This is a genomic window from Amycolatopsis albispora (assembly GCF_003312875.1).
GTDB classification, from domain to species: Bacteria; Actinomycetota; Actinomycetes; order Mycobacteriales; family Pseudonocardiaceae; genus Amycolatopsis; species Amycolatopsis albispora.
Map to the genome: position 1 here is coordinate 9,083,531 of NZ_CP015163.1, position 15,691 is coordinate 9,099,221.

13 protein-coding genes are annotated in these 15,691 nt (G+C 71.5%); 10 read left to right on the forward strand and 3 right to left on the reverse strand.

All coding sequences use genetic code 11. The features are described 5' to 3' along the window. Window positions 1–13: 13 nt before the first annotated feature. From A4R43_RS42285 to A4R43_RS42310, 6 genes are read left to right on the forward strand one after another with little or no spacing between them, the layout of a single operon-like run. A complete protein-coding gene (locus A4R43_RS42285) occupies window positions 14–751 on the forward strand; it encodes a class I SAM-dependent methyltransferase (RefSeq protein ID WP_113697219.1) in 738 nt (245 codons plus the stop codon). After that, window positions 741–1,844, forward strand: a complete 1,104-nt coding sequence (locus A4R43_RS42290) for a FecCD family ABC transporter permease (protein ID WP_418190794.1) — start codon at window positions 741–743, stop codon at window positions 1,842–1,844. Before A4R43_RS42285 ends, A4R43_RS42290 begins: the two co-directional genes overlap by 11 nt. Next, on the forward strand, window positions 1,844–2,638 hold the full coding sequence (locus A4R43_RS42295; RefSeq protein WP_113697220.1) for an ABC transporter ATP-binding protein: 795 nt from the start codon (window positions 1,844–1,846) through the stop codon (window positions 2,636–2,638). Before A4R43_RS42290 ends, A4R43_RS42295 begins: the two co-directional genes overlap by 1 nt. Further along, a complete protein-coding gene (locus A4R43_RS42300) occupies window positions 2,635–3,630 on the forward strand; it encodes an ABC transporter substrate-binding protein (RefSeq protein WP_113697221.1) in 996 nt (331 codons plus the stop codon). Before A4R43_RS42295 ends, A4R43_RS42300 begins: the two co-directional genes overlap by 4 nt. Then, a complete protein-coding gene (locus A4R43_RS42305; RefSeq protein WP_113697222.1) occupies window positions 3,627–4,667 on the forward strand; it encodes a pyridoxal-phosphate dependent enzyme in 1,041 nt (346 codons plus the stop codon). The genes A4R43_RS42300 and A4R43_RS42305 overlap by 4 nt, the downstream gene beginning before the upstream one ends. After that, entirely contained in the window at window positions 4,664–5,833 is a 1,170-nt protein-coding gene (locus A4R43_RS42310) for an ATP-grasp domain-containing protein (protein ID WP_113697223.1), read from the forward strand. Before A4R43_RS42305 ends, A4R43_RS42310 begins: the two co-directional genes overlap by 4 nt. 270 nt (window positions 5,834–6,103) lie before the next feature. Here the strand turns inward: A4R43_RS42310 and A4R43_RS42315 are convergent, their stop codons facing one another. Genes A4R43_RS42315 through A4R43_RS42325 form a run of 3 tightly spaced genes read right to left on the reverse strand, consistent with a single transcriptional unit; the run spans window position 6,104 to window position 10,079 of the window. After that, window positions 6,104–7,828: an ABC transporter ATP-binding protein gene (locus A4R43_RS42315; RefSeq protein WP_113697224.1), complete on the reverse strand. Its 1,725-nt coding sequence runs from the start codon at window positions 7,826–7,828 to the stop codon at window positions 6,104–6,106. Then, a complete protein-coding gene (locus tag A4R43_RS42320; RefSeq protein WP_113697225.1) occupies window positions 7,825–9,528 on the reverse strand; it encodes an ABC transporter transmembrane domain-containing protein in 1,704 nt (567 codons plus the stop codon). Before A4R43_RS42320 ends, A4R43_RS42315 begins: the two co-directional genes overlap by 4 nt. Continuing rightward, window positions 9,516–10,079, reverse strand: a complete 564-nt coding sequence (locus A4R43_RS42325) for a GNAT family N-acetyltransferase (RefSeq protein WP_113697226.1) — start codon at window positions 10,077–10,079, stop codon at window positions 9,516–9,518. The genes A4R43_RS42320 and A4R43_RS42325 overlap by 13 nt, the downstream gene beginning before the upstream one ends. 121 nt (window positions 10,080–10,200) lie before the next feature. Here A4R43_RS42325 and A4R43_RS42330 point away from each other — a divergent pair, with 121 nt between their 5' ends. From A4R43_RS42330 to A4R43_RS42345, 4 genes are all read left to right on the forward strand, one after another. Next, window positions 10,201–10,800 carry a hypothetical protein gene (locus tag A4R43_RS42330; protein ID WP_113697227.1) on the forward strand — a complete coding sequence of 200 codons (600 nt, stop codon included), beginning with the start codon at window positions 10,201–10,203 and terminating at the stop codon, window positions 10,798–10,800. 63 nt (window positions 10,801–10,863) lie between these two features. Beyond that, entirely contained in the window at window positions 10,864–11,550 is a 687-nt protein-coding gene (locus A4R43_RS42335) for a fibronectin type III domain-containing protein (RefSeq protein WP_113697228.1), read from the forward strand. Window positions 11,551–11,619: 69 nt separating this feature from the next. Then, window positions 11,620–14,889 carry a GH92 family glycosyl hydrolase gene (locus A4R43_RS42340; RefSeq protein WP_113697229.1) on the forward strand — a complete coding sequence of 1,090 codons (3,270 nt, stop codon included), beginning with the start codon at window positions 11,620–11,622 and terminating at the stop codon, window positions 14,887–14,889. A 17-nt stretch (window positions 14,890–14,906) separates the two neighbouring features. Further along, a complete protein-coding gene (locus A4R43_RS42345; RefSeq protein WP_113697230.1) occupies window positions 14,907–15,341 on the forward strand; it encodes a VOC family protein in 435 nt (144 codons plus the stop codon). Window positions 15,342–15,691 lie beyond the last annotated feature (350 nt).

Consider the following 15,691-nt stretch of genomic DNA (forward strand, 5'->3'; position numbering starts at 1 on the left):
AAGGGCGGGATGCATGGCCTGGTACGACGATGACGACCTGTGGGCCGGTTTCGCCGGGGTGATGTTCTCCCAGCGCCGAGCCGCCGAAGCTGCCGAGCTGGTCGCCAAATCGCCGTTGCTCGCCTTTCCCGCCGGGTCCAGGGTGCTGGACCTGTGCTGCGGACCGGCCATCCACCTGGTGCCGCTGGCCCAGCGCGGTGACCGGGTCACCGGGGTGGACCTGAGCGAGGTCATGCTCGCGCGTGCCCGCGAGGCCTGCGACGAAGCGGGCGTCGAGGTCCGGCTGGTGCGGGCCGACATGCGGGAGTTCACCGAGGAACGCGGTTTCGACGTGGTGCTCAACCTCTACACCTCGTTCGGCTACTTCGACGATCCCGCCGACAACCTGCGGGTGCTGCGCAACGCCCGCGCCAGCCTCGACCGCGGCGGGTCGCTGCTGGTCGACGTGCTGGGCAAGGAAGTGCTGGCGAGCTGGGTCGGCCGCCCGCAGGCGATCGACACCGAGGACGGCACGGTCTTCATGCGCGACACCATTCTCGACGACTGGACACGTCTCCGTACCGATTGGACACTCGTCGCCGGTGACACCGCCCGCCACGCCACCATCACCAGTTTCCTGTACAGCGCGGCGGAACTGCGGGCGCTGTTCGAGCAGGCCGGGTTCACCGGGGTCGAGTGCTTCGGCGACTTCGACGGCAGGCCGTACGACAACCACGCCCGACGGCTGATCGTGCGTGGCCGTGCGAACTGAGGTGCGCGGCGAGCCGCGCTGGCGCCTGCTCGCCGAACCGTCGGCCCCCGGCACGCCCGCGAAAGGCGGGCTGACCGGCGGCATCGTGGTGCTTTCGGTGGTGCTGCTGGTTTCTGTGCTCGCGGGCATCGCGCTCGGCCCGACCGTGGTGCCGCTCGACGAGGTGCTGCGTTACCTGCGTGCCGCGCTCACCGGGGGCCAGATCGGCCACACCGAGGTCACCGGGTACTCGATCGTCTGGGAGGTGCGCACGCCGCGGGTGCTGCTCGCGGTGGTCGTCGGCGCCGGACTTGCCGTGGTCGGTGTCGCGCTTCAGGCCTTGGTGCGCAACGCACTGGCTGAGCCGTTCGTGCTCGGCATTTCGTCGGGGGCGTCGGTCGGGGCGACCGCGGTGGTGGTGTTCGGCTTGTTCGCCTCGCTCGGTGTGCTCGCCATGTCGGTGGCGGCATTCCTCGGTGCGCTGCTCGCCACCGTGCTGGTCTACTTCGCCGCACGCAGCGCGCTCGGGCTCACCCCGCTGCGGCTCGTGCTGACCGGGGTCGCGCTCGCCTACGCCTTCCAGGCGGTGATGAGCATGATCGTGTTCCTGGCGCCGAACAGCCAGGCGGCGCAGACGGTGTTGTTCTGGCTGCTCGGCAGCCTCGGCGCGGCGAGCTGGCAGTCGCTGCCGATCGCGGCGGCCGCGGTGGTGGTGACCGTGGTCCTGCTGCTGCGCAAGAGCAGGCCGCTCGACATCCTTTCGCTCGGCGACGAAACCGCGGCGAGCCTCGGGGTGGACGCGGCGGCGTTGCGGCGCGGGCTGTTCCTGCTGACCGCGGGCGCGACCGGGTTGCTGGTGGCGGTCAGCGGCGCGATCCCGTTCGTCGGGCTGGTGCTGCCGCACGTGGTCCGGATCGTGGTCGGCTCGAGCCACCGCCGGGTGCTCGCGATCGCGCCGCTGGCCGGCGCGATCTTCCTGGTCTGGGTGGACCTGCTGGCCAGGACGGTGGTCGCGCCGGAGGAACTGCCGCTCGGCGTGATCACCGCGCTGATCGGGGTGCCGGTGTTCATCGGGTTGATGCGCCGCCGCGGTTACCTGTTCGGAGATCGCTGATGGGACAGGCAAGGCTTTCGTTGCAGGACGTGTCGGTCGAGGTCGCCGGGCAGGCGCTGGTCCGCGAGCTGTGCCTCGACGTGGGCGAGGGCGAAGTGGTCGGCCTGGTCGGGCCCAACGGCAGCGGCAAGTCGACCGCGTTGCGCTGCGTCTACCGCGCGCTGCGCCCGACCCGCGGTGCCGTGCTGCTCAACGACGAGGACCTGAGCGGTGTGCCGCTGGCCGAGAGCGCGCGCTCGATCGCCGCGCTCACCCAGGACAGCCGCGCCGAGCTGGACTTCACCGTGGAGGAGGTGGTGGCGCTCGGGCGGTCTCCGCACCAGCGCGGCAACGCCCGGCTCACCGCGCGCGAACGCCAGCTGTGCCGGGACGCGTTGCGGCGCATGGACATCACGCACCTGGCGTTGCGCAGCGTGCTGTCGCTGTCCGGCGGCGAGCGCCAGCGGGTGCTGATGGCCAGGGCGCTGGTGCAGGAGCCGAGCGTGCTCGTTCTCGACGAGCCGACCAACCACCTCGACGTGCGCCACCAGGTGGAACTGCTGAGCTTCCTGGCCGGGTGCGGGCTGACCGTGCTGGTCGCGTTGCACGACCTGAACCTCGCCGCCGCGGTGTGCCAGCGCATCGCGGTGCTGCGTGACGGCGAGCTGGCCGCGTGCGGTCCGCCCGCCGAGATCCTCACGCCCGAACTGGTGCTGGACGTGTTCGGCGTGCACGCCAGCGTGGTGGCCCACCCGCGCACCGGGATCACCCAGCTGCTCTACGACCTGGACCCCGAAAGGACGGACCACGGATGAAAAAGCGTTCCCGCCTGCTGGTGCTGCTGGCCTTGCTGCCCTTGGTGACGGCGTGCGGTGCCACTGTCGAGCCCGCCCCGGCGGGTGAGCAGGCCGCCACCGCGACGGTGACCAACTGCGGTGAGCAGGTCACCTACCCGACGCCGCAGCGCGCGGTGTCGTACGACATCAGCGGCACGGAGAAGATGTTCGCGCTCGGCCTGGCCGACCGGATGCGCGGGTACGTGCTGAACAAGGTGGCCGATCCGTCGATCGACGGCTCGGCGTACAAGGCGGACTACGCCAAGGTGCCGCGGCTCGGCACCGCGCGGATCACCAGGGAGATCGTGGTGGACGCGCAGGCCGACTGGGTGTTCGCCGGCTGGAACTCCGGGTTCAGCGAGGAACGCGGGATCACCCCGAAACTGCTGGAGCAGCTGGGCATCCGGAGCTACCTGCACACCGAGACCTGCTGGGACTACGGCACCGCGAAGGTGGCGGTGTCCCCGCTCGAAGCGCTGTTCACCGACCTGGAGAACCTGGGCAAGATCTTCCACGTCGAGGCACGCGCGACGGAACTGGTGGGGGAGTTGCGCGGCAGGCTGGACGCGGTGCGCCAGGGTGCGCCCGCCGGTGCCGAACCGCCCAGGGTCTTCGTCTACGACTCGGGCACCGACCAGCCGTTCACCGCGGGCAAGCACGCCGCGCCCACCGACATCATCGCCGCGGCGGGCGGGCGCAACGTCTTCGGTGAGCTGGCCGACGGCTGGGGCTCGGTCGGCTGGGAGCCGGTGGTCCAGGCGCAGCCGGAGGTGATCGTGGTGGTCGACTACGGCGACCAGCCGGCCCAGGCGAAGATCGACTTCGTGAAGTCCTTCGAGGGGCTGAAGAACTCACCGGCGGTGCGCGAGAACCGGTTCCACGTGATGTCGATCGGCGAGCTGGTCAGCGGGCCGCGCAACATCGCCGGTGCCGAGAACCTGGCGGGCTACCTGCGGTCGATCGGCCGATGACGCACACCCCGGAGACCCCGGTGCTGGCCGGGGTGCACGAGCACATCACCGACGCGATCAAGGACCCGAGCCTGATCCGGCTGGGCCCGAACCTGGTGCTGGCCCGGTTCGAGACGATGAAGGTCTATGCCGCGCTCGGTGCGGTCCGGTCGTTGCTGGACAGCGGAATCGTGCGGGCCGGCCAGACGCTGATCGACTCGTCGAGCGGCATCTACGCGCTCGCGCTGGCGATGGCCTGCCACCGCTACGGCCTGCGCTGCCACATCGTCGCGTCGACCACGGTGGACGCGACGATCCGCGCGCAGCTGGAGGTGCTCGGCGCGACGGTGGACCAGATGCCGCCGTCGGCGAGCCTGCAACTGGACCAGGAGCGGCGCGTGCGCCGGGTGCGCGAGCTGCTGGCCGAGCACCCGGACATGCACTGGATGCGGCAATACCACGACGAGGTGCACTACGCCGGGTACGCCGAACTGGCCGAGATCGCGGTGCGGTCGCTGCCCGCGGGGCCGCTCACCGTGGTCGGCGCGGTCGGCACCGGGGCGTCCACCGGCGGGCTGGTGCGGTCGCTGCGGCGGCGTGACCCGGACGTGCGGCTGACCGGGATCCAGCCGTTCGGCAGCGTGACCTTCGGCAGCGAGCGGCTGGCCGATCCGGAGGCGATCATCGCCGGGATCGGCAGCTCGATCCCGTTCGGCAACGTGCGGCACACGCTGTACGACCGGTTGCACTGGGTGGATTTCCGGTACGCGATGGCCGGCGCCGTCGGGTTGCTGCGGGAGCACGCGGTGTTCGCCGGGCTGTCCACCGGGGCCGCGTACCTGGCCGCGCGGTGGGAGGCGCGGGCGGAACCGGGGCGGATGTTCCTGGTGATCGGCGCCGACACCGGGCACCGGTATGTCGACAAGGTGTTTTCCCGGCACCAGGAGGCGCTCGATCCGGAGCTGCTCTTCCCGGTGGAGGTCGGCTCGCTGGCCGCGCTGACCCTGCCGTGGTCCACAATGGACTGGGCGCGGCGGGCGTACCGGGTGGGCCGATGACCATCGTGCTGCTGGAGGCGCTTTCGTTCGGGCTGGGCAGGCTCGCCGACGCGGCGGCCGCGGCCGGGCAGCGGCTGGTGCTGTGCACCGGCGACCGGTCGATCTACCGGCACGAGCTGAGCCGGTGCGAACTCGAGGTCATCGACGTGGACACCTTCGACGCAAACGCTTGCGCCCAGGTGCTTTCCGCGCTTCCGGACCTGGCCGGGCTGATCAGCTCCACCGACACCTGGGCGGTTCCCGGGGCCCGGCTGGCCGCCGAGTTCGGCCTGCCCGGTCCGTCGGTGGACGCCGTCCGGACGCTGCGGGACAAGGCACGCGTGCGGCAGCTGCTGCACGCACGCGGGCTGAGCCGGGGGACGGCCGTGGACGCGGTGCCCTCGCTCATCGGGTTTCCGCTGGTGGTCAAGGATTCGGCGGGCACGTCGTCGCGGGAGGTCTCGCTGGTGCACTCGGCCGCGGAGCTGCGGGCGGTGCTGTCGTCGGCGGGGCCGTTGAAGGGACGGCTGATCGCGGAGCCGTACGTCGCCGGGCCGGTTTACAGCGCGGAAACGCTGACGTGGCAAGGGGAGACGCGGTTGCTGGGGGTGTCGAGCAGGCAGCTGTCGCGCGAGTTCCGGTTCCGGGAGGAGTCGGCGGCGTTCCCGGTCGCGTTCGGGGGCAAGGACACCGATGTGCTGCGATCCTGGGTTTCGGAGGTGCTGGCGGTCGCCGGGCACACGCGGGGATTCGCGCACGTCGAGTTCGTGCTGACCGGGGCGGGGCCGGAACTGGTCGAGATCAACGCGCGCATCGGCGGCGCGCTGGTCGGCGAGGCGTTGTGCCGCGCACTGGGCACGAACGTGTACGAAGCGATGGTGCAGCTGGCGTTGGGAACGCGGCCGTTGCTGCTGGACGCCGTGGTCCCGGGTGGCCCGGCCGTGGCGTTCAGCCTGATCTACCCGGCGCGGCCGGGACGGCTCGAGGGCTGGTCCGGGCTGGACGCCCTGGCCGCGCACCCCGGCGACCCGGAGTGGTACCCGACGGCCGCCGTCGGCGACACCGTCACCACACTGGCGGACCAGCGCGCTTGCACCGGCCTCGTCCTGGTACAGGGGGACACCGCGGAACTGGCCGCACACCGAGCCCACGCCGCCGCCGCGACCATCCACCCGATCATGTCGTAGCCTGCGGTCAGCTGACGCCGCCGCTCCCGCCGAGGACACGAATGTGGCTTTCGGGGCGAATTCCGCCCCGAAAGCCACATTCGTGTCCATCGGTCAGGGCGAGCGCCCCTCCATCGGCCGGGCGGCGGCCCCCGCCCGGGTCACGGCAACGCTATGAATGTGGCTTTCATAGCGTCTGGCGCAATGAAAGCCACATTCATTGCACGCCGCACGCCGCACGCCGCACGCCGCACGCCGCACGCGGCCCTCGCCGAGCCGGACCGATCCCCGTCAGCGGTCCCCGTGCCAGGAGTGCCACAGCGCCGAGTAGGTGCCGCCCGCCGCCACCAAAACGTCGTGCGGGCCGAGTTCGGTGATGCGCCCGCCGTCCACCACGGCGATCCGGTCGGCGTCGTGCGCGGTGTGCAGCCGGTGCGCGATGGCGACCACCGTCCGCCCCTCGAGCACGGCGGCGACCGCGCGTTCCACGTTCCGCGCGGTCCGCGGGTCCAGCAAGGCCGTCGCCTCGTCGAGCACCACGGTGTGCGGGTCGGCCAGCACCACCCGCGCCAGCGCCAGCTGCTGTGCCCGCGGCGCGTCCAGCCGCAGGTCCCGGGTGTCCAAACCGGACGGCAGCGCACGCACCCAGCCCGCGTCCACCACGTCGAGCGCGGCGAGCAGCCGCGAGTCGGAGGCGTCCGGCGCGGCGATGGTCAGGTTGTCCCGGATGGTGCCCAGGAACACGTGGTGCTCCTGCGTCACCAGCACCACCCGCTCCCGCAGCACCTCCGGCGCCAGCTCCGCCACCGGCACCCCGCCCACGGTCACCGAGCCGGCCCCCGGCGCCGCCAGCCCGGCCAGCAGTCTGCCCAAAGTGGACTTTCCCGCCCCCGACGGACCGACCAGCGCGAGCCGTTCACCCGGCCGCACCGACAGGTCGACCCCGTGCAGCACGTCCTCACCGGAGCCGTAGGCGTACCGCACCCCGCTGACCACGAGCCGGTCGTCCACCGGCACCTCGGCCGACGGCGCCCGGTCGGGCACCGCCTTCGCCACGCCCTTCAACCGCGCGAACGACGCGCCGCTGCGCTGCAACTGGTCCAGCCAGTCCAGGATGAAGTCCATCGGCTCGGTCAGCTGCCACGCGTACAGCACCGCCGAGACCGCCGCGCCGAGCGTGACCAGGTCGTTCGCCACGAAGACACCACCGGCCAGCAGCAGCACCGCGGCGGGCAGCGCGTAGACGAAGTCCACCACCGGGTAGAACACGCTGCGCAGGAACAACGTCCGCCGCCGTGCCGTGTACGCGCGCCGCACGCGGGCGTCGGCCGCGGCGATCTGCCGCGACTGGAGCCCGAACGCCTCGACCGTGCGCGCGCCCTCCGCGGTCTCGACCAGGCTGTCGGCCATTTCCGAGAGGGTCTGCCCCTCGTGCAGGTAGGCGTCCCTGGCGCGGCGCAGGTACCACCGGCTGATCGCCGCGACCAGCGGCAGCCCGACCATCGCGCACACCCCGAACAGCGGGTCGAGCACGAAGAGTGCGGCGAAGACGAAGGTCAGCTGCACCGATGAGATGAACAGCGTCGGTGCCGCGTCGCGCAGGGTGACACCGACGATGGCCACGTCCGCCGAGCCCCTGGCCATCAGGTCACCGGTCCCGGTCCGCTCGACCACCGGCGCGGGCAGCGAAAGCGTCTCGTCGACGAAGTCCTCGCGCAGCCGTGCCAGCGTGCGCTCGCCGAGCCGGTGCCCGGCGTTGCGCGCGAACCGGGTGAGCAGCACCTGCGCCACCGCGCAGCCGACGATCGCCAGCGCCAGCGTGTCCACAGTGGACACCGTGGCGGTACCGGCGCCGACCTGGTCGACGATCCGCCCGACCAGCCACGGCGCGACCAGCCCGGCCAGCGCCGCCAGCCCGTTCAGCAGCAGCACCAGTGCCATCGCCCGGCGATCGGCGCGGATCAGCCGCCAGGTCGCCCGCCGGACTTCGGGCGCGTCCGCCACCGGCAGGCTCATCGCGCCACCTCCTCTTCGGCACCCCGGTACACCAGCGCGCGGTACCGCGGTTCGGTTTCCAGCAGCCCGGCGTGCGTCCCGGTCGCCACCACACGACCGCCGGCCAGGAACGCGACCACGTCGGCCTGCCCGGCCTGCAGCGGTGAGGTGGTGGCCACCACGGTGGTCCGGCCGGCGCGGAACTCGCGCAGCCGGGCGGCGATCAGCGCCTCGGTCGGCGCGTCCACCGCGGACGCCGGTTCGACCAGCAGCAGTACCTCCGGATCGGCCAGCAACGCCCTGGCCAGCCGCAACCGCTGCCGCTGCCCGCCGGACAGGTTCGCGCCGCGGGCCTCCAGCATCGCGTCGAGGCCGTCGGGCAGCCCGGCGATCACGTCCTCCGCGGCGGCCGCGCGGACCGCGGCGGTGATTGCCGTGTCGGTGTGCTCCGGCCGGGTGGCCACCGCTTCGCGCACCGGTCCGGCAAACAGGTGCTCCTCGTTGCGTGCCAAGAGAATGCGCGACCTGACCTCGTCGAGGCGGATGTCGGTCAGCGGCACCTCGTCCCAGGTGGCCGCCGAATCGGTGTACCTGGCCAACCGGTCGAGCAACTCGGCGGATTCGGCGGGCGCGGCCGACACCACGGCCAGCAGCACACCGGGCGGGACCACCAGCCCGGACTCCGGATCGGCGAGGTTCGCGGGCCCGTCCGGACCCGGCCGGTCGCCGCCGGACTGCTCGGGCTCGATCCGCAGCAGCGTGGTCACCCGGCGGGCCGCGACCAGGCCCCTCGCCAGCTGGTCGGCGCCCTGGATCAGGAAGAACATCGGGATCACCAGCGCCGCCACGTAACCGTAGACGGCGACCATCTCGCCGATGGTGATCTCCCCGGCGGCGGTCATCCGCGCGGTGAGCCAGGTGATCACCGCCAGGAACACCACCGGCATGCCGGTCGTGAGCGCCTTGACCCAGCTGGTCACCGCGCCGACGCGGTACCCGTCTTCGCGCAGCAACCGCGACGAGTTGTGGAACCGCCGCGAGAACTGCTCGCTGCCGCCGATCCCGCGCAGCACCCGCAGCCCGCCGACGATGTCACCGATCTGCGACGTCAGCTCACCCTGCCGCTCGCGGTACCCGGATTCCTGACGCTGCAGGCGGTTCAGCAGCGGTGCGATGGCCACCGCCAGCACCGGCACCCCGAGGAGCACCACCAGCGCGAGCAACACGGAGACGTCGAGCAGGAGCAAGGTCACCGCGGCGAAGGCGAACACCGCGCCCACACCGGGCCCGACCAGCGTCAGGCATTCGGAGATGGTGGTGATGTCGGCCGCGCCGATGTGCGCCACCTCGCCGGCGGACACCCGGCGCGGCAGCGTCGCCCCGAGCCGGGTCACGTGCCGCACCACCACCCGGACCGTGCGCAGCGCGGAGTCCACCCGGACGAAGGTCATCGTGCGGTGACGCAGCATTCCGAGCAGCGCGTTGAACAAAGCGGCCGCCAGCACCGCGCCGGTCCACCCCGCCAGCTCGGCGAAGTCGCCGGTGCGCAGGCCGCTGTCGATCGCGCGGGAACTGAGGTACGGCGGCAGCATCGTGCTGACCATCCACACGCTGCCGTAGAGCGCGCCGCGCGCGGACCGCCACGGCTGGCTGCGCACCAGCCACCAGAGGTACCGCGCGGCGCCGCGGCTGTCGGGCGTGCCGGGCCCTACTTCCGCCATTCGGACCGGTCCAGTGAGTATTCGACCTCACCCTGGTCGGCGCCCTCGATCGGGTCGTCCCAGTCCACGAAGAAGGTGCGCGTGTACCGCAGGCCGGTTTTCTCCATCACCCGCCGCGAACCGGTGTTGACCGCCATGGTGGTCGCGAAGACCCGCTTCGCGTCCAGTTCGGTGAACGCCTTCTCGACCAGCGCGCGGGAGCCTTCGGTGGCGTATCCCTTGCCCCAGGCGGCCTGGCGCAGGCGGTACCCCAGCTCGGGCTCGTCGGCCGGGCCGTCGGGGGCCGGGCGCAGGTGGAACCAGCCGAGGAACTCGCCGGAGGACTTCTCGTGCGCGATGAAGAAGCCGTAACCGGGAGCACGTCGCCCGTGCTCGAGCATGCGCGGCAGGACGTGGGTCGCCACGCGCTCGCGCGAGGTCGGCACCCCGCCGGTGAGGTACCGCATCACCGCCGGGTCGGAGTCCAGCTCGACGAGCAGTTCGGCGTCGGATTCGGTGACCCGGCGCAGGATCAGCCGGTCGGTCTCGAGATAGGTCCCCTCAGCTCCCATGTCTGCCGAACCTAGCGATCACGACCCGGTCACGCTTCCGAATTATCCGGCTGCTCGGTTACGCTGAGGCCCGCCGCCAGACGTCCTCCAGACCGCCGCCCTGTCTGATGGGAAGTCGCAGATGTCGAGAAAACGCGCCATGGCGGGGATCGCGGCGGCTTGCGCGCTGCTCGCCGCCACCTTCGCCCCGGCGGCGGGAGCCCAGGTCGACGGTGGTGGCTGGACCTCGTATTCGCCGTCGTTCAACGAGCAGGAACGCGGCTGCGGGCAGATCAGCAATCTCACCTTCACGCTGTCCTGTTCCACCGCGAGCGGCGACCAGCGCGCCGAACGCCGCTACGCCACCTACACCGGCGGCACCCGCCAGTTCGAGGGCAGTTTCCGGATCAGCAGCCTCGGCGGCACCCGGATCAGCCTGAAGCAGACCTTCCAGGATCCGAGCGGGCCGTTCTTCATGCTCGCGGTGGAACGCGGCGGCCGGCTCTACGCCGTGCACGGCGGGGACACCGTGGCCACCGGCGCGACCGTCGGCACCACCGTGCGGGTCAACACCGTGCACCGGCCCGGTAACAGCCACAAGACCTACCTCAACGGGTCGCTGAAGCACACCGTGTCCAGTCCGGGCGGCAGCTTCTACGACAAGTTCGGCGCCTACCGCACGAACAGCGGATCCGGTCCGGCGACCGTGGTGTGGAGCGGGATCAAGTTCTGGCGCAAGTGATCCTGATCGTGTTGCCGCCCCGGCCCGTTCGCCGGGGCGGCCCGTCCCGCTCGGAGTGGCACCATGCGCAAACCCCTGTTCCTGCTGTCCGTTCTGCTGTTCGCGGGCTGTGCCGGCGAGGTGCCGGAGCCCGGTCTGCGGGCGACGCTGGTCGGTTCCGACGACGTGGTGCTCGACTGGCCCGCCGCCGAACCGGAAGCCGCGGGCCGGGTCCTGGAATTCGCCACCGAGGCGGGCGGCGAATACACCGTGCTGCAGTTCATGCCGCCCGGCCAGACCCGGTACACCCATCCGGACCTCATGCCGTATACCCATTTCCACTACCGGCTGCGGTCGTATGCCGGGCCGGTGTCCGGAACCGCCGAAGTACTGCTCCCGGCGGGTGAATTCGACGAAGCGTCGCAGGCGTCGAACCACGACTGGGCGGCGCCGGTGGTCACGCCGGGCGATCCGTCGAAGCAGCATTCCGTGCGCTCGGCCGAAGGCGCCCCGGCCGATTTCCGCGCCACCGTCCGGCACGCCAACGGCATCCAGTTCACCTGGACCGACCACGCCAACGACGAGGCGGGTTACCTGCTCGAACAACGCACCACCGGCGAATACCGCGTGGCCGCCGTGTTCGAACCGGACGTCACCTCGGCCGGGCTGATCACGCTCCCGGAAGAGAAGGCGGCGACCTACCGCGTGCGCGCGTTCACCTGCGGACCGCCGTCCACAGTGGCCGATGTCCGGACCGGACAGGAAGATTGACAGCCGTTCGGCACGCGTGGCAGGTTCGCCACAGCGTCCTGACAACGATGTCAGCCAGGGAGGTCACCCATGTTCCGACGGACCGCGGCCGCCGCCATCGCCGGAGCACTGGCCGCGGGCACCCTGCTGGGCATCGGCACCGGCACCGCCGCCGCGCAGGAGGCTGATCCGGTCGCGTCGGTCAACCCGTTCATCGGCACGCAGAACTTCGGCAACACCTTTCCCGGTGCGAGCGCGCCGTTCGGCATGGTGCAGCTGAGCCCGGACACCGGCGGCCAGGGCGGGTACGACTACCAGCAGGACTCGATCTACGGCTTCAGCCAGACCCACCTGTCCGGCGTGGGCTGCGGGGTGGCCGGTGAGCTGCCGATCATGCCGACCACCGGCGCGATCGGCTCGGTGAACCCCGACGAGTACCGTTCGAAGTACTCCCACGACAACGAGGAAGCCTCGCCCGGTTACTACCGCGTCGGGTTGTCCACCTACGACGTGAACGCCGAGCTGACCGCGACCGAGCGCACCGGCTGGCAGCGCCACACCTTCCCGGCCACCGGCGCGGCGAACCTGCTGTTCAACACCGGCAAGGCCAACCAGTCCGTGCACGACTCCGAGGTGCACGTGGTCGGCGACCGCACGGTCGAGGGCCGGGTCCGCGCCGGCGGTTTCTGCGCCGGGCGCGACGACCACACCGTCTACTTCACGGCCAGCTTCGACCGGCCGTTCAGCTCGTTCGGCACCTGGCGCGAAGCCACCAAGACCCCCGGCTCGAGGGACGCGGCGGGCACCGGCGGCAACGGCGCGTGGCTCACCTTCGACGCCACCGAGGACCGCGACGTGGTGGTCAAGGTCGGCCTGTCCTACACCGGGCTCGACGGCGCGCGGAAGAACCTGGCGGCCGAGACCGGCGAGTCGTACGACTTCGACGCGACGCGGGCGAAGCTGCGTGACACCTGGGCCGGTCAGCTCGGCTCGATCCGGATCGGCGGCGGCTCACCCGAGCGGCGAACCGCCTTCTACACCTCGCTCTACCACTCGCTGCTGCACCCGAACCTGGGCGGTGACGTGGACGGCCGGTACGCCGGGTTCGACCGCCGGGTGCACACCGCCGACGGTTACACCCCGTACCAGAACTTCTCGCTGTGGGACACCTACCGGCCGCAGAACCAGTTGCTGGAACTCCTGCGCCCGCAGGTCGCCCGTGACGTGGCGCTGTCGGTGGTGGCGGCCGGGCGTGACGGCGGCTGGCTGCCGCGCTGGGCACTGGCGAACAGCGAAACCAACATCATGACCGGCGACCCGGTCACCCCGTTCCTGGTCGAGGCCTGGTCGAAGGGGCTGCTGGCCGGGCACGAGGCGGAGGCGTACGCGTTGCTCAAGCAGAACGCGACCAGCCTGCCGCCCGCGGAATCGGCCTACAACGGGCGGTCCGGGCAGCAGTACTACGCCGATCGGGGGTACATACCGTCCGGTTTGGAGCTGGGCGTGGACTGCGCGCACCAGGGTGGTGACAACGACTGCAAGCACCCGGCGTCGGCGACCATGGAATACGCGGTGGCGGACGCCTCGCTGGCGCTGATGGCCGAGGCGCTCGGACATCGCGAGGACGCGGCGATGTTCGCCGAGCGCGGCCAGTGGTTCCGGAACCTGTGGGACCCGTCGATCCGGCAGTTCCGGCCGCGCACCGAGCGCGGCACGTTCGTCTCCCCGTACAACCCGGTCGACGCCGGGCATCAGTTCCACGAAGGCGGGGCGTACCAGTACCAGTGGCTGGCGCCGCAGGATCCGAACGGGCTGGTCGCGTTGATGGGCGGCAGGCAGGAGACGGAGAAGCGGCTCGACGAGTTCTTCGCCTACGACCAGCTGCTGGCCGACCCGGCCGGGACGGCGCGCGAAGACTGGATCACCGAGCCGTACGACTACTACGGCAAGCCGACGTACAACCCGAACAACGAGCCGGACCTGCTGGCGCCGTATGTCTACGCCTCGGCCGGGGCACCGGCCAAAACGGCGACCGTGGTGCGTGCGGCGTACACGCTGTTCACCGCCGGACCGGACGGCATGACCGGCAACGACGACCTCGGCACCATGTCGGCGTGGTACGTGTTCTCGTCGCTGGGGTTGTACCCGACGATGAGCGGGGCGAACTTCCTGGCCGTGTCCAGTCCGCAGTTCGAGTCGGCGGTGGTCCAAATCGGACAGTACGTGGACCGGCAGGGCGGCACGCTGACCGTCACCGCGCCCGGCGTGAGCGACACGAACCGTTACGTGCAAAGCGTTTTGCTCAACGGCACGCCGGTGGACAAGACTTGGCTGGGCTGGGACGCGCTCGCGCGCGGCGGGAATCTCGCGCACGTGGTCGGTGACCAGCCGTCGGCATGGGGGACCGCACCCGGTGCGGAACCGCCGTCGGTGAACAAGGCGCGGCCGGACCAGCGCACGCACCTCGCCGCCGCGTTGCGACAGTCCACAGTGGTCGCTCCGGTGGCGGACGGGCCGCAGCAGGCCGTGCTGGCGCTGGACGTGCTGGGCCAGGCGCCCGGCGGGCTCCCGGTGACCGTGCGGACGACGGCGCCGGACGGCTGGGCGGTGACGGCGTCCCCGTCGTCGCCGTTCGTGTTGCGGTCCGGGCGGATTCCCACGCAGCAAACGATTTCGCTCACACTGACCGTGCCGGCCGGGACGCCGGAGGGTGAGTACCCGGTGGCGGTCGAGGTCTCCGGCGGGGGTGGCGTGGAGCCGGTCAGGCGGACGGCCACGGTGGAGCTGCGGCCGGGTACGCAGTGCGCGAGCGTGGTGGACGGGCAGTGCGCGGTTGATCTCTCGCGCGAGGTCAACCACGACGGCACGGCCTCGGTCGCGGCCCCCGGCGAAGGCAACTTCGACGGCTCGGGTTGGAGTTACGACGCCGCGCTGCTGCCCGCGGCGGGTCCGGTCGACTGGGCTGGGACCCGTTATGCCGCACCGGATCCGTCGGGCACGGCGGCCAATTTCGTGGAGGCGCAGGGGCAGGGGTTGTTGTTGCCAGCCGGGGCCCACGAGACGCTCCGGCTGGTCTCCGCTTCCCACAACGGCCCGGTGACGGTTGCGATCGGTGTGCAGTACACGGACGGCACCGGGGCGGAGCTGCCGGTGACCGTCGGCGACTGGGCGGGCTCAGCCCCGGACGGGACGACCGTCGCGGTCGAGATGCCGCACCGGATCAAGGCGGGCCAGGGCGTCGATGGGCCACCGGTGCGGTTGTTCGCGCAGTCCTTGCCGTTGGATGCGACCAAGACCGTGCGTTCGGTGTCCCTTCCGGACGACCCTCGGGTGGAGGTTTACGCGGTCACGCTGCGTTGAGCGGTTAGGGTGGGCGGATGGGGTCTGTCAGGCAGGTTCAAATCACTTTCGACTGTGCGGAACCGGAGCGTGTCGCGCGTTTCTGGTGTGAGGTGCTGGGTTACGAGGTGCCGTCGCCGCCGGAGGGGTTCGGTAGCTGGGACGAGTACAACGCTTCGCTGCCCGCCGAGAAGCGGGGTGCGTGGTTCGCTTGTGTGGACCCCACCGGGGTGGGGCCGCGGCTGTTCTTCCAGCGCGTGCCGGAGGGGAAGGTCGTCAAGAACCGGGTGCACCTGGACGTGCGGGTCGGCACCGGCCTGGTGGGCGAAGAGCGGCTCGCCGTGCTGAAGGCGGAATGCGCGCGCCTGACCGCGTTGGGGGCCAAGACGGTCCTGCTGCAGGAGGCCGACGAGGAAAACGAGTCGTGCATCTGGATGGAGGACATCGAAGGCAACGACTTCTGCCTCGACTGAGGTCCGGGTCACGCTGGACCCGGCCGCCGCTTTGCGGCGGCCGCGCCGGGACTGGCGGCTGTCTCGGCTGGGGTGCTGCCTCGCGATGGCCACGCTGGGATCGGCCGCTACCTCGACTGAGGGGGGTGCCTGCGGGGGGCGCTGGAAGGGGGCGCTGTCCCAGACAGCCGGGCCCGGGCGGTGGCGTGGCCGGGTGCGTGGTGTCCGGAACGTGGTCGTGGACGGTGCTAGCCCTCCACCGAGCTGGTGGAGGGGGTGCGTCCGGCCGGACCCCGCCGGAGGGCGCGGGCGGACGCGTCGCCGGAGGGTGTGGTCGGGTGCGCCGCCGGTAGTCGCGGGGGCTTCCGGCG

Excerpts from the sequence above, each read along its gene's own strand:
- A4R43_RS42325 (WP_113697226.1), bottom strand. The coding sequence starts at position 10,079 with ATGGGAGCTGAGGGGACCTATCTCGAGACCGACCGGCTGATCCTGCGC.
- A4R43_RS42330 (WP_113697227.1), top strand. The coding sequence starts at position 10,201 with ATGTCGAGAAAACGCGCCATGGCGGGGATCGCGGCGGCTTGCGCGCTG.
- A4R43_RS42315 (WP_113697224.1), bottom strand. The coding sequence starts at position 7,828 with ATGAGCCTGCCGGTGGCGGACGCGCCCGAAGTCCGGCGGGCGACCTGG.
- A4R43_RS42335 (WP_113697228.1), top strand. The coding sequence starts at position 10,864 with ATGCGCAAACCCCTGTTCCTGCTGTCCGTTCTGCTGTTCGCGGGCTGT.
- A4R43_RS42310 (WP_113697223.1), top strand. The coding sequence starts at position 4,664 with ATGACCATCGTGCTGCTGGAGGCGCTTTCGTTCGGGCTGGGCAGGCTC.
- A4R43_RS42345 (WP_113697230.1), top strand. The coding sequence starts at position 14,907 with ATGGGGTCTGTCAGGCAGGTTCAAATCACTTTCGACTGTGCGGAACCG.
- A4R43_RS42285 (WP_113697219.1), top strand. The coding sequence starts at position 14 with ATGGCCTGGTACGACGATGACGACCTGTGGGCCGGTTTCGCCGGGGTG.
- A4R43_RS42300 (WP_113697221.1), top strand. The coding sequence starts at position 2,635 with ATGAAAAAGCGTTCCCGCCTGCTGGTGCTGCTGGCCTTGCTGCCCTTG.
- A4R43_RS42340 (WP_113697229.1), top strand. The coding sequence starts at position 11,620 with ATGTTCCGACGGACCGCGGCCGCCGCCATCGCCGGAGCACTGGCCGCG.
- A4R43_RS42305 (WP_113697222.1), top strand. The coding sequence starts at position 3,627 with ATGACGCACACCCCGGAGACCCCGGTGCTGGCCGGGGTGCACGAGCAC.
- A4R43_RS42295 (WP_113697220.1), top strand. The coding sequence starts at position 1,844 with ATGGGACAGGCAAGGCTTTCGTTGCAGGACGTGTCGGTCGAGGTCGCC.
- A4R43_RS42320 (WP_113697225.1), bottom strand. The coding sequence starts at position 9,528 with ATGGCGGAAGTAGGGCCCGGCACGCCCGACAGCCGCGGCGCCGCGCGG.